The sequence below is a fragment of the Halomonas sp. KG2 genome (assembly GCA_030440445.1).
Classification (GTDB): Bacteria; Pseudomonadota; Gammaproteobacteria; order Pseudomonadales; family Halomonadaceae; genus Vreelandella.
Genome location: CP098528.1, coordinates 3,069,692 through 3,082,613, shown reverse-complemented (window position 1 = coordinate 3,082,613; position 12,922 = coordinate 3,069,692). Strand labels below are relative to the sequence as shown.

Annotated in this window: 8 protein-coding genes; 4 read left to right on the top strand and 4 right to left on the bottom strand. The window is 58.8% G+C overall.

Going from position 1 to position 12,922, the window contains the following annotated elements:
- Positions 1-5 precede the first annotated feature (5 nt).
- Both recD and recB read right to left on the bottom strand, forming a co-directional pair.
- Positions 6-2,255, bottom strand: coding sequence for an exodeoxyribonuclease V subunit alpha (gene recD, locus NDQ72_14325; GenBank protein ID WKD27223.1), 2,250 nt, complete (start codon positions 2,253-2,255; stop codon positions 6-8).
- On the bottom strand, positions 2,252-5,959 hold the full coding sequence (gene recB, locus NDQ72_14320) for an exodeoxyribonuclease V subunit beta (protein WKD27222.1): 3,708 nt from the start codon (positions 5,957-5,959) through the stop codon (positions 2,252-2,254). Before recB ends, recD begins: the two co-directional genes overlap by 4 nt.
- Before the next feature lie 145 nt (positions 5,960-6,104).
- On the opposite strand from recB, the gene pncB reads away from it, so the two are divergent.
- Positions 6,105-7,286 carry a nicotinate phosphoribosyltransferase gene (pncB, locus tag NDQ72_14315; protein ID WKD27221.1) on the top strand — a complete coding sequence of 394 codons (1,182 nt, stop codon included), beginning with the start codon at positions 6,105-6,107 and terminating at the stop codon, positions 7,284-7,286.
- A 17-nt stretch (positions 7,287-7,303) separates the two neighbouring features.
- Here the strand turns inward: pncB and NDQ72_14310 are convergent, their stop codons facing one another.
- Positions 7,304-7,792 (bottom strand): DUF2938 domain-containing protein, encoded by a 489-nt coding sequence (locus NDQ72_14310; protein WKD27220.1) that lies wholly within the window; start codon positions 7,790-7,792, stop codon positions 7,304-7,306.
- 221 nt (positions 7,793-8,013) lie between these two features.
- Between NDQ72_14310 and NDQ72_14305 the strand changes: the two genes are divergently transcribed.
- Entirely contained in the window at positions 8,014-8,478 is a 465-nt protein-coding gene (locus NDQ72_14305; protein WKD27219.1) for a helix-turn-helix domain-containing protein, read from the top strand.
- A 55-nt stretch (positions 8,479-8,533) separates the two neighbouring features.
- Here NDQ72_14305 and recC read toward each other — a convergent pair whose 3' ends face one another.
- Positions 8,534-12,160: an exodeoxyribonuclease V subunit gamma gene (gene recC, locus NDQ72_14300; GenBank protein WKD27218.1), complete on the bottom strand. Its 3,627-nt coding sequence runs from the start codon at positions 12,158-12,160 to the stop codon at positions 8,534-8,536.
- 146 nt (positions 12,161-12,306) lie between these two features.
- Between recC and NDQ72_14295 the strand changes: the two genes are divergently transcribed.
- Positions 12,307-12,627: a type II toxin-antitoxin system RelE/ParE family toxin gene (locus NDQ72_14295; GenBank protein WKD27217.1), complete on the top strand. Its 321-nt coding sequence runs from the start codon at positions 12,307-12,309 to the stop codon at positions 12,625-12,627.
- Positions 12,624-12,914 carry a helix-turn-helix domain-containing protein gene (locus tag NDQ72_14290; GenBank protein WKD27216.1) on the top strand — a complete coding sequence of 97 codons (291 nt, stop codon included), beginning with the start codon at positions 12,624-12,626 and terminating at the stop codon, positions 12,912-12,914. Before NDQ72_14295 ends, NDQ72_14290 begins: the two co-directional genes overlap by 4 nt.
- The last annotated feature ends 8 nt before the right edge of the window (positions 12,915-12,922 follow it).

Below are 12,922 nucleotides of genomic sequence, written 5' to 3'. Positions count from 1 at the left end.
ACCTTCTACATCCCACTAACCCTCATCACTTCCCTAGTAACCGCCTCATTCAACACCTCGCGTTTGGCTTCCACTAGCGTGAGCCAGTCGCGGGCGCGGGTGATGCCGGTATAGACCAGTTCGCGGGTGAGGATCGGGTTGATGGTGGGCGGTAGCAGCAGGGCGGTGTGCAGGAACTCCGAGCCTTGAGACTTGTGTACTGTCATCGCGAATACGGTTTCTACTGCATGCAGGCGGGAGGGCAGCACCCAGCGGATGAGGCTATCGGCATCGCTCGTGGCACTTGATGAAGGAAAGGCAACTCTCAACAGCTTTTGTTGCGGATTGCGGGGATCCGGCACGGCGAGGGTGATGCCGATATCGCCGTTCATTAGTTTCAAGCCGTAGTCGTTTTGAGTGACCAGTACCGGGCGGCCTTCATACCAACCTTTTTCCAGCGTGTAGTCACTGCCGTAAAGTAGCTTTTCGCTGCGTAGGGTTTTGGCGATATGCAGGTTTAAACCTTCTACTCCCCAGGGGCCTTTGCGCAGCGCGCATAGCAGTTGAAAGTGGCTGTAGGCACTTAGCACATCAAAGGCCCAGGCGTTATAGGTCGCAGGGTTGTCCTCAAACGATTCCCCACGCGGGCGCTGTGCGTTTAGCACCTTTAGGTAATGGCGATAGCCGGTGGGCGGGGAGATGGGGTCATGTTTGTGGTTGGTGCGGCCTTCGCCGCCATTCAGAAACTTATCCGCGCTGCCGTGAATGAACAGCTTATCCAGCGCGGTGTCCTCTGCAAGCGTTAGGTAGTGCAGGTCTGGGTAGCCATGGCGCAGCACGGCGTTAACGGACTGCTGTTTTTCCCGATCAGTTTGGGCATGGCTGGGCTGGTTAATCGCCTGGGCCAACTGGCCGATGCCGCTGTGTTCGTTAAAGCGGTGGCTTACCCGCAGCATGGTAATGGCTTGGTCGAGCGGCTGGCCTTCAGCATCCAGGTACTCTGGTGGCAGCGGCTGGCCGGTGGCGCTTTCCAGCCATTGGGCGGTTTCCGGCGTGTAGTGGGCGGCTTCGGCACGGCGGCATAAATCACCGAGTACCGAGCCAGCTTCTACCGAGGCTAGCTGGTCTTTGTCCCCCAGCAGCACGCACTGGGCATTGGCGGGCAGGGCACTCAGCACGGCGGCCATCATTTCGATATCCACCATCGAAGCTTCGTCGATCACCAGCACGTCCAGCGCTAGCGGGTTGGCGGCGCTGTGGCGGAAGTGGCGGGTGTCGGGTCTTGCACCCAGAAGGCGGTGCAGTGTTGTCACTTCCGTAGGAATCTCTATGAGCGGTTGGTCGCTTGCCTGGTCTTCGCTTATAAGGCCATTCGTTAAGAGTTTTTCTAACTCTGCCAATGGCAAACTGCTTACCTGCCCGGCGATGGATTCATTCAGGCGGGCGGCGGCTTTGCCGGTGGGGGCGGCTAGGCGAATGCGCAGCGGTTGGCTGGGTGAGTGGGCCAACTGCAGCGTTTGCAGCAGGGCGAGCAGGCGCACCACAGTGGTGGTTTTACCGGTGCCAGGGCCGCCGGTAATAATTCCGAAACGGTTGCGGGCGGCTAGCGCGCAGGCGGTTTTTTGCCAGTCGAGGTCGTCGCTGGGCTTGAACAAAACGTTCAGCGTCTTGGGGAGAAGATCGAAGGGGCTGTCGTCACCCGTCGCCGCTAACCGTGTGGCGATTTGCTGATGCAGGGTTTGCTCATACTGCCAGTAGCGGCGTAGGTAGAGCCGCGTGTCTGAACCTGAGTGAGTGGTCACTACCACCAGCGGTGTGTTGCCGGGGCCTTCGCTGGTAAGCAGTGGGTGATGCAGCGCAGCTTGCCATTCGCTTAGCGTGAGCGTTGCCAGCACGTCGCTGGGCAGTGGTGGCGGGTCGCTTAAATCATCCCCTTCGGGCGGTAGCGAAAGGGCGAAATCTGGTGCGTTAAGCGTGGCGGTTAAATCCAGACACACATGGCCTCGGCCTAGCTGGTGGCTGGCCAGGGCGGCGGCTAACAGCAGCAGCGCGGGGGCATCCGCTGCTTCTGCCGCTAGAAAGCGCACCAGGGCGCGGTCTAAATCGCGCAGCCATCCCCTTGCTACCCAGCGCTCGCATAGGGTTAGTAATTCACCGGTATCGCTTAACGCAGGGTGAGCGCTTACTGGCGCGGGGGCCATTGAAGGCTGGGCATCCTGTATTTCAACGGCATCGCCAAACAGGTCGAAGGTGTGGGTGTCTTTGGGCTTACTCATACCGTCGCTTCCTGTGCGGGGCTTGAAAACGATGCGCCTGAAAACAGGCTATCCAGTGCTTCGATCAGTTCAACCGGGGCGGGCTCGGAAAATACCCCGCGCCCTGGGCTGCGGCTGCCGCGCAGAAATACCGTCATTGAACCGCCCAAGTGCTGGTGCGGGTCGTAGTCGGGCAGGCGCGCTTTTAGCAGCCGGTGCATGGCGAGCAGGTAAAGCGCGGCCTGGAGGTCGTAGCGCTTGGCCAGCAGCGCATGGCGCAAGGCTTCCGGTTCGTAATCGCTGTCATTGGGCCCTAAATAGTTCGATTTCCAGTCCAACACATAAAAGCGCCCTTGGTGCTCGAAGGCTAAATCGATAAAGCCTTTGAGCATGCCGTTTAGGGTATCGGCATCCAGCGCTGGGCGCTCAACCCCTGGCAGTAAGTGCTTGCTTACCAGCGCATCAATCGCTTGGGTGTTGACCCGCTTGGCGGCTAGCCAGAACTCTAGCTCTACTTGGTAGCTGGTGAGTTCAGTGAGCGCGACGCTTTGTTGATTCGGCGCGGCCAGCGGTAACGGTGTGGTGAGCAGCGCTGAAAGCCAGCCAGCCAGCGGTTCCTGCCATGTTTGCCAGCCGCGTAGCTGCACGCGCCGCCATAGCATATCGTTGAGTGAATCTTGATCGTTAGCAGCGGCTGCAAAACCTTGTCTGCCTGCCCATTCCAACAGCCCGTGCAGGAAAGTGCCCGGCCCTGGCCCCCTGGGAAATTTATGCAGATGAAATGTTTCCTGCTGGGCCAACTGGGATAGTTCCTGCGGCTCATCCAATACTTCAAACGCGGTGGCTTCCTGGGCGGTGGTGGGCTCCAGTGGCGTGGCCGTGGGGGCGGTGAGCGTGCCGGAAAGGCGCAGCGCCGAGTAGCTGGCAATCCACCAGTGTTCCTTGGCCGGGCGCGCGGGCGTGCGGGCGTGGCCAAGCGCGGCGCTGTGTTCAGAGAGAGCAAGGCGCTGGGCAGTGGGTGCCGGTGGCTCGCTGACAGCAATCTCACTGCCGTGTGCCAGCGCTTCCAGCGCGCTGGTTAGCTCGGCCGGTGCCAGCGTTTTTCCGCCGCTAATCAGGTAGCCGAGGGCGCTATTTTCCAATCCTTGCAGCGGGGCTAGCCCCAGCCAAGTCGCGTGGCGGGCGCGGGTGAGCGCTACGTACAGTTTGCGCAGGTCTTCCCCTAAACGTTCGCGGTCGGCGGTGGCCAGGGTTTCTTCATCCGCGCTTAGGCTGAGCTGAAGGTTGCCGTGGGCGTCGTGCCAGCGCAGCGGTATGTCTTTATCGCTCACCGGGCGGTGGTTGGCGATAAACGGCAGGAATACCAGCGGATACTCAAGCCCTTTGGATTTGTGGATGGTGACCACTTTGACCAAATCCGCATCGCTTTCCAGGCGCAGCTTGTGGCTGTCGCCATGGCTTTCCGGGTCGGCAATGGCTTCATACAGAAAGCGAATCAGCGCGTGTTCGCCATCCAGTTCTGCGCTGGCTTGCTGCAGCAATTCTCCCAAGTGCAGCAGGTCGGTGAGCAAGCGCTCACCCTCTTCGAACTCCCCCAGTAGGCGGGCGGGAATGTCGAAATCCACCATCATGCGGCGTACCAGCGGCAGCACACCCTGGCGCTGCCATAGGCGATGATAGTGGCTGAATTGCTCCACCCGCGCTTCCCAAGCCAGTTCGTTTTGTTGCAGGTGATCAAGGTCGGCCAAACTGAGCCCCAGCACTGGTGTGGCCAAAGCGGCGCGCAGGTGGGCTTCGGCCTGTCGGGAGCTAGCCAGTGGCTCGGCGCAGGCGCGCAGCCAGCGCTCTACCTGCTTCGCCATGGGCGAGCTGAACACCTTGTCGTGGTCGGAAAGGTAAACACTCTTTACTCCACGGCTGGCCAGCGCTAAGCGAATGGCGCGGGCTTCCTGCAGGCCGTTGACCAGTACTGCCATATCGGAAGGTTTTAGCGGGCTTAGGTGGTCGACTTTCTGGAAGCCGCTTTGGCCTTGTTTATTGCCACTTTGAGCTTCCGCGAGCAGTTCCACCATATAAGAGGCGCAACGCTCGGCCATCTCGGTTTGGTAGGCAGTTTTGGAAAGTGGCTCTTCGCTTGTTAACGGCCAGAGCGTCATGGCGGGCAGCGGCTGGCCTTGGTGGACCAATTGTTCGTCGCGGCCTTTGGCATCTACCGATAAGAACGGCAGCGGGTTTTCGCCGTCTGCTTGGCGAAATAGAAACGCCCCAGCCGGGTGCTGATCGGCGTAGTGGAAGCAGTGATTGACGGCTTCCACCATGGCGCGGCTGGAACGGAAGTTGGTGCCCAGCGTAACGTGGCGTCCTGCGGTGTCTTGGCGGGCTTGCAGGTAGGTAAAGATATCCGCACCGCGAAAGGCGTAGATGGCCTGCTTGGGGTCGCCGATCAGTAGCATAGCGGCGTCGCGGCGGGGGTTGGCGACGTCATAGACCGCGTTAAAGATGCGGTACTGAATTGGGTCGGTGTCCTGGAACTCATCAATCAGCGCCACGGGGAACTGGCGCAGAATCTGCGCTGCCAGGGCATCTTTGTTGGGGCCTTGCAGGGCGCGGTCTAAATGGGTGAGCAGGTCGTTGGGGCCCATTTCAGCGCGGCGTTCCTGCTCGCGCTCCATACGCACTTTGCACCACTGCACGGCGTGAATCAGCAGGTCGTTGCGCGGTTCAGGTAAGGCGTTGAGGGCGGCGGGCATATCCGCCAACGCTTCCCAGGCGGCTGGGCAGGGTGGCGTGCCGTCTTTCCATATCTCAGCCATGCCGTCTGGGGTTAGGCGTTTCCAGGCGGCGGGTGTCAACGCGGGGCGCTCAAGGTCGCTTTCGCACCATTCGCGCAGTGCGCCAAGCCAGCTGGCGCGGCTTTTGGCGTTGAAGCTTTGGCCTTTGAAGGCTTTACGTTTGGCGGCCTCTTCCAGTGCGGGCACCAGTTCATCTAGCCAAGCGTGCCAGGGGGCTTTTAACGTGCCTAATGTGGCGCTGCGTTCGGCTTCGGCAGCGCTTAATGTGTCGGCTGGCGCGGGGCGTTGGCTGCCGAGGGCGTCGCTTTCGTGGAGCAGCTTGCGTACATCTTCGTGGAGTTTATCCGGTGATTTCCAGTAGCGAGTAATGCTGCCCAGGGCGTCGGCATCCAGTGGGTAGTAGAAGGTGCGCCAGTAGTCGCGCACCACTTCTTGCTCCAGTTCGCGCTGGTCGTTTTCCAGGTTGAGCGAGAACAGGCTGCCGCTATCGAAGGCGTGTTCGCGCAGCATGCGATAGCACCAGCTGTGGATGGTGGAAACGGCGGCTTCGTCCATCCATTCGGCGGCTAGCTCCAGGCGTCGGGCGCAGGCGGGCCAAGTGGCTTCGGGGTATTGCTCGCGGAGTTGGATGAGCAGAGAGTCTGAACCAGCATCATCAATGGCCCTAAACACCGCTGCAGCTTCCACCAGCCGGTGGCGGATACGTTCGCGCAGTTCCTGGGTGGCAGCATTGGTGAAGGTGACGACCAGGATTTCCGGCGGGGTGAGCGGGCGCACAAAGGCGCTGTGGTCTTCGCTGTGCTGCCCGCCCAGCACCAGGCGCACGTAGAGCAGCGCGATGGTGAAAGTTTTGCCCGTGCCCGCGCTGGCTTCAATCAGGCGGCTGCCGTGAAGCGGTAGCGTAAGTGGGTTAAGCGGGGCGGGCTGACTCATCACGGGTCTCCGAAAGTAAAGCGCCCCAGCGCGGGGCCTAGACTGTATGAGTGCCCCGCCACCTGATAATCTTGTCGCCAAGCCACTCTTAGGACGCTCAGTTTACGCTACCAGCGGCTTCGGTTCACTCACACGAAGGGATCTCATGCTGACCTCGCTTCTGGACAATGACTTCTACAAGATCACGATGCAGAACGCCGTGATCAAACGCTTTCCCTATGCACATGCACGCTACGCATTCATCAATCGTGGCCAGCACGCGTTTCCTGAAGGCTTTGGTGCTGCGCTTCGTCACGAGGTCGATAAAATGGTGACGCTTCGCCTAACCGACCAGGAAAAGCGCTACCTGGAAGTTACCTGCCCTTATCTTGACCCGACCTATCTCGATTTTCTGGCCGGCTTTCGCTACGAACCCTCTGAGGTAATCATCGAGCAGCAGGGCAGTGAGCTTTCGGTGATTATCGAGGGGCCTTGGTACCGCACGATTTTATGGGAAGTGCCGCTGATGGCGTTGATCAGCGAACTTTGGTATCGGCTACGTGGCGTCTCGGTGACCCATGATGACGATGCCCTGATCGAGCAACGCACCCAGGAGAAGATTGAGCTTTATCGCCGCTTAGGGCTGAAAATTGCCGAGTTCGGCACGCGTCGCCGTTTCTCATTTGAGGTTCATGATCGAGTGGTGGGAGCGCTGCGTCACTATGGTGGTGAAGCCTTTAGCGGCACTAGTAATGTACTGCTGGCCATGCGTCACGACGTGAAGCCGATAGGCACCCACGCCCACGAGTGGTTTATGTTCCATGGTGCCCGCTTCGGCTTCAAAATGGCTAACAGTCTTGCCCTAGAACATTGGGTGGATGTGTATCGTGGCGATTTGGGAATTGCCCTAACCGACACCTTCACATCGTCCGCTTTCTTCGACAGCTTCGATAAAAAGTTTGCCAAGCTGTTCGACGGCGTACGCCATGATAGCGGCGACCCGATTGAATTTGCCTCCCAAACCATCGCGCACTATGAACGCCTGGGTATTAACCCGCTGAGTAAAACGATCATTTTTTCGGATGCCTTAACGCCGGAAAAAGTCGAGCGCATCCAAGCGTTTTGTCAGGAACGGATTGGGATGGCGTTTGGCATCGGCACCAACTTCACTAACGATGTCGGCGCTGAGCCGATGAATATGGTGATCAAAATGGTCGAGGCGCGCCCCGAAGGGCAGGGCTGGCTGCCGGTGATCAAACTCTCCGATGTGCCGGATAAGCATACCGGCGACCCGGAGATGATTTCGTTAGCAAAGCGGATACTCTCGTTAAGCGAGACGAGTATTTAAGCCGGTTTTATGCTGGCCTAAAGAACCCGCATCACTAGGACGCCTGCCACCCATAGGCCAGCGCCAAAACTGGCGTGCGCGAAAAGACTACGCAGCCTGGCGGTGGTTGGCTGCGGCGTCTTGCGGGCGGCAATCCCTGCGCCCATACCCGGCTGCAGGATTAGAAACGGCGCAATTACCGTTATCACACCGAAGCCTAATGCAGCTATGAGTGTGGGGCGTGCCAGCCAGTTTGGCCCAACCAGCACTAAGAATATGATCGCAAAAGCGATGCCAATCAGGTAGTGCGCCAGCCATCCTAGCACCATTTCTGCCCGAATCGGGGCGCTTTCACCTATAGGTCGGTGGATGACCCTGCCTCTCGGCAAGTGCCCCAGCCAACGCCCGACCATGGCGTAATTCAGCGAGGGAATACCCAGCAGCCGCTTCTGCAGCAGCGCGACTATGTCCATAAAAGCGGTTGCTCCTAGGCCGAGCAGTAGCGCATCGGTCAGCAGCCCATTCATTGCTGCGCTCCTGGCATTTTTGCCCCGGTCGTCGCTGTGCTTGCTATCATTGCTTTTGTTAACGGTTTAGCAACGGCGTATGGGCGGCTTTGCGTATTGAAAACAGGCATGCTTGTTAGACTCCTCGCAGTGTAAATAGCAGTGTGGCTAGAAGTGTGGGTGGATACGTAAGGGAGAAGCGTTGTAGCCTATTACTTCAAGTCAACTTTAAGTCAAGTGCCATGCTCGATATTTCCGAACTGTCTCGAAAAAGCGGTATTCCTGCCTCGAAATTGCGCTATTACGAGGAAGTTGGCCTGATTAGGTCGGTAGGGCGCAATGGTCTGCGGCGGGTTTTCGAGACCAGCGTTTTAACACGCTTGTCGCTGATTGCGTTGGGGCAGGTCGCGGGTTTTTCTCTGGCCGAGATGCGCGACATGCTTGGCACGCAACGGCAGCCGGAAATCGACCGTGAAGCGGTGAGTGCTAAGGCAGATCTTCTCGACCGCCACATTAACGAACTGACAGCCCTTCGTGACGGTTTGCGTCATGTGGCGACCTGCACTGCGCCGAGTCATCTGGAGTGCCCGACGTTTCAACGTCTTATGCGCATCGCATTGGCTCGCCAGACTGGGCGAAGGCCTGAGCAGCAAAAGCGCCTTACGCAGCAAAACAGCCGTGCCAAGCAGAAAGGGAGTAAACCCTGATCACCCCATGGGCACGGTTGAGCTTGAATAGGGGCTAGACGAGGCGCTTAACGCATTACGATGCCGCTTTCTTGGCGTTATCTTTGTTCCCATTGTCTTTCTTCGCATTACCTTTCACGGCGTAAAACAGCGGGGCGTACAGCGCTTCCGTGAGTTCGGCAAAGGTGTGCTTTTCGTTGGCGGTGCGGTCGAAAAATAGCCGCTCGAAGCGGGGCCATTGGTGGCCGAGATAAGGGCTCTGGTCGGCTTCGCCGATGGTTTTAAATCCGCTCTCATAGACTTTTTCGGCTGCGGCGTAGGCGTCGCTTTCCGTGCCTTTTTCAATCGCAATGTCAGGTGTGCCCAGTTTTGTCAGCCACGCAAAAGAGGCCTGGGGGGCTAGCGGAAGCGGCACTTCCAGGCCGTGTTGCCAGGCGCTTAGCTGGGTTTCCAGATGGGCGTGGGCGATGTCGGCAGCGATAGGTTCCAGGGTGATATTGCCGGCCTTGGAAAGTAGTTGGGTGGTCATCGGGCCGCTGAGATTGCCAGCCAGGTGGGCAACCCAGTGGCGTAGCAGCAGATGCCACTGGTACTTGCTGTTCTTAATCAGGCTGCTGCTGAGTAATAGCAGGCGGCAGCGGTTGCCCGCGTCATCCTGGCGTAGCTCGCCCAGCCAATCTTCCAGCGTAATACCGTTACTGCCTTCCAGGTGAATGGCTGCTGGGTCACCTAGCGCAATCGGCCAAGCGTCCAGGGCTTCTTCGTAGTCGCTGAACAGGGCTTCCATGGGTTCTGCTAAGGCATCGCGCATGCGCTCGCCAAAGGCACCCATGGCCAATACGCCTTGGCCCTGAAAACGTTCAAGGGCTGCGTGCAGTGCTTCAATGCGTGGCTCGCCACGGTCAATGGCGTGGCGCTGGGCGGCGATCAGTTGGTCTTGCAACTGCCAGTTTTGCAGGCCATCCAGGGCGAACGGTTCTTCGTCTAGCTCGGCAATCGCTTCCTGCTCGAAATACACCCCCAGCCGGGTATTGAAGAAGGCGCGTACTGGCTCGCGCAGGAATTGGCCTAACTGGCCAAGCGTCAGGCTGGTCGGGATGTTTTCCGGTGGGGGAAGTGTGGATTGGGCAGCTTGAGGCGTGCGCGGTGCGTGTACCTCGCGCCATTCATGCGCATAGGTAAACAGTCGCGTGACTTGCGTGTTGGTATCAAAATAAGCGCGGCTAAACGGCTGCAGCGGATGCTCGGTAGTTAGCGCTTCCAGCAGCGGCGTGCCGTTCTCGATCTGCCAGCCTGCTTCCAAATGGTCACGCAGCTGGCCGACCAGCACCGAAGGCGGTAGCGGGGTGTTGTCGATTTGGCTTCTGCCGACCCAGCTTATGTAGAGCTGGTCGCGGGCGGAGAGCAGCGCTTCCAAAAACAGGTAGCGGTCATCCTCCCGGCGGGAGCGGTCACCGGGGCGGTAGTCACTGCCCATTAAATCAAAATCTAGCGGTGGCTGAGAGCGGGGGTACTCACCGTCGTTCATGCCCAACAGGCACACGCGCTTAAACGGAATGGCGCGCATGGGCATTAGCGTAGCGAAGTTAACCGCGCCGGCTAGAAAGCGCTGGGAAAGGCTGTGTTCATCAATCTGTGCCAGCCAGTGTTCGCGCACCATGGAGAGCGGCAGCGGTTCGTTTAATTGGGCTTCCTCGCTGCTTTCCAGCATTTGCTGCAAGCCGTTTTCCAGCTTGGTGAGCATCACGCTTTCTTGGGCGTCGTCGGTAAGAAAGAAGGTTTCCAGCAGCGTGCGTAGCCGCGCTACCCAGTTGGCGGTATCGGTGGGCTGGCAGAAGGTTTCCCAGGTCTCTTCGAGCTTTTCCAGCAAGGTGGCTAACGGCCCGGCAAGGCCCGCTTCCAGCCCGCCGATGTCGTCAAACGGCTCGATACCTTGCCATGCGTGGCCTTCGCCCACGGTGTAGCCCAGCAGCAAGCGGCGCAGGCCAAACGCCCAGGTGTTTTGGCTTAGCCCGCCGGGTAACTCGAGAGTCTGGCGCTGCTTGGCATTCAGCCCCCAACGAATTCCAGCGCCTTCCATCCAGCGCTCTAGTACCGGCAGGTCGCGCTCTTCCAGCCCAAAGCGCTGGCGCAGAGCGGGTACATCTAGCAGATCCAGTAAGTCGCTGACTGAAAGGCGCAGCTCTGGCAGGCGCAGCAGCTTTTCCAGGGCAATCATTAGAGGCAGGCGGTGGCGGCTGGCTTGGTCGGAAAGCGTGTAGGGAATATGCCGCGGGTCGTCGCTTGGTAGCTGGCCAAACACTGCGGCGATATGCGGCGCGTAGCGGTCGATATCTGGCACCATGACGATGATATCCCGCGGGCGCAGCTCAGGGTCGGCACTGAAGGCGGCCAGCAGCTGGTCGTGGAGGATCTCAACTTCCCGCTGAGGGCCGTGGGCAATATGAAACACCATGGAGTCATCTGCCGAGCTAAGCGCGGGCCAGTGGGTTTGGGTTTCTGCCACGGGGCGCAGCTCGCGAATATCATCTTGCAGTTGGCTGAGCAGGCAATCGCGATCAACGCCGTTAAACGGCTCAAACATATCGATCCGCAACGCCTGCTGCTCAAACAAGGTTTGATAATTGCCCGAATCGTCGTGTTCATCCAGCAGGCGCAGGTAGTCGCGGCCCTGCTTGCCCCAGGCGGCGAGTAGCGGCTGGGCGTGCAGATGCAGGGCATCGTCGGCGTCGCCAGTGCCCAGTACATCCAACGCTTCGGGCATGCCGGTTTTGCGCCGCTGGCGGTAGCGGTTGGCGCGCAGTAAATCTTTGTGCTCGATGATATCTGCCCAGTAGAACTGGCAGGGGTTGTGCACACACAGCACGATTTGGCAGCAGCGAGAGAGCGCCGCCAGCGCTTCCAGGGTTTGTTGGGGCAGCGATGAAATACCAAAAATAATCAGCCGCCGAGGCAAACCGCGCGGGCAGGGCTGGCCTTCCAGCTGTTCTGTCGCTTTCAAAAAGCGCCGATGCACCTGGGCACGGCTACTGTTAAGGCCTGCATCGCCTTGGGTGGCGGCGACATCTTCGCGCAGAATGCGCCATAGCGCAGGCTGCCAGCGCTGGTGCTCTTCCAGCGGGCGGGGTTCGCCCCGAGCAGTGATCAGTACATCGTTACCGTTGGCCCAGGCATCCAGCCAGTCGGCGCGGTAGACCTGATACTGGTCGAACAAATCCGCCAGCCGCTCGGCCAGTTGGTAGTGCTTGCGCTGGTCGCGGTCAACTTCCAAGAACTGGGCCAGCGGCGCGAACACTTCCTGCCCCGCTAGCGTGGGCAGCAGGCGCAGTAGCCGCCACACCAAGCGCGATTTATCAAACGGCGAGGTTTCAGGCACCGCGTCGCCATCTTGATCTACGTGGGTGAGCACCGTGCGGTAGGCCTGCCATAGAAACCGTGCAGGCAGCATGACATCCAGCGCGGTGGCGATGCCCGCTCCGCCGTTTTCCGGGTCTTCCGCCAGCGCCAGCTTTAACCACTGCCCAATGCCGTTGCTCTGCACCAGAATGGTCTCGTTTTCCAGTGGCCCCAATGGATGCAAGCGCATCCACTGCACCGCCAGCCCGCGCAAGTCTTCCAGGCGGTTAGCGTGCACCACCATAAAGCCAGGGGTAAGCGACGTTGGCGAGAACGGTGTTGGTGAGCAGTGTGAATTGGCAGACATGCGTTGGTGTTCCTTCGCGGCATTAGGCATTGGGAATAGCGCGTAGCACTATGGTGCCATAAGTTAAAGGAACTCGCGTGCATCAGAGTTAGGAACTTTTACAGAAGCTGAGTTATCATAAAAGATAACTTGACCGGAGCTTGGCTATGGAATGGCAGGTTAGTTTTTACCCCGGCGTGGAGAAAGAGATTCTCGGCATGCCGCCAAAAATACAAGCTAGAATGCTCCGGTTGCTGGAAATGGTAGAGGAGCATGGCGCGAACTTGGGGCCACCGCATACAGAGTCGATGGGCGATGGTCTTTTCGAAATTAGAGCAAAGGCGAAAGAGGGCATCGGGCGTTCTTTGTTTTGCTATGTGCATGGACGACAGGTCGTGATTCTTTATGCATTTGTCAAAAAGAGCCAAAAAACGCCTCGTCAGGCGCTGATGCTGGCTCGATCAAGACAGCGCGAGGTGCAGTCGTGATTAACTTAAAAGCATTGAAAGAGCAGGCGCTTCAAAACCCTGAGGTGAAAGCAGAGTATGAACGTTTGGCGCCAGAGTTTGAGCTGGCGACAACGCTTATTTCTATGCGTCAGCGTGCTGGCTTAACTCAGGAGGAGTTAGCCAAGCGCTTGCATACCCAGAAAAGTAACATCAGTAGGCTAGAGCGTGGAGATAGCAATCCCGGTTGGAAAACGCTGCAGCGCTATGCGGATGCTTGCGGATTTGAGCTGTCTGTTCAGGCTCAGCGGCATAAAACAGCTATTTAACGTACATA

Coding starts and splice junctions, on each gene's coding strand:
- NDQ72_14310 (WKD27220.1), bottom strand. CDS start 7,792: ATGAATGGGCTGCTGACCGATGCGCTACTGCTCGGCCTAGGAGCAACC.
- NDQ72_14305 (WKD27219.1), top strand. CDS start 8,014: ATGCTCGATATTTCCGAACTGTCTCGAAAAAGCGGTATTCCTGCCTCG.
- recD (WKD27223.1), bottom strand. CDS start 2,255: ATGAGTAAGCCCAAAGACACCCACACCTTCGACCTGTTTGGCGATGCC.
- recB (WKD27222.1), bottom strand. CDS start 5,959: ATGAGTCAGCCCGCCCCGCTTAACCCACTTACGCTACCGCTTCACGGC.
- recC (WKD27218.1), bottom strand. CDS start 12,160: ATGTCTGCCAATTCACACTGCTCACCAACACCGTTCTCGCCAACGTCG.
- pncB (WKD27221.1), top strand. CDS start 6,105: ATGCTGACCTCGCTTCTGGACAATGACTTCTACAAGATCACGATGCAG.
- NDQ72_14295 (WKD27217.1), top strand. CDS start 12,307: ATGGAATGGCAGGTTAGTTTTTACCCCGGCGTGGAGAAAGAGATTCTC.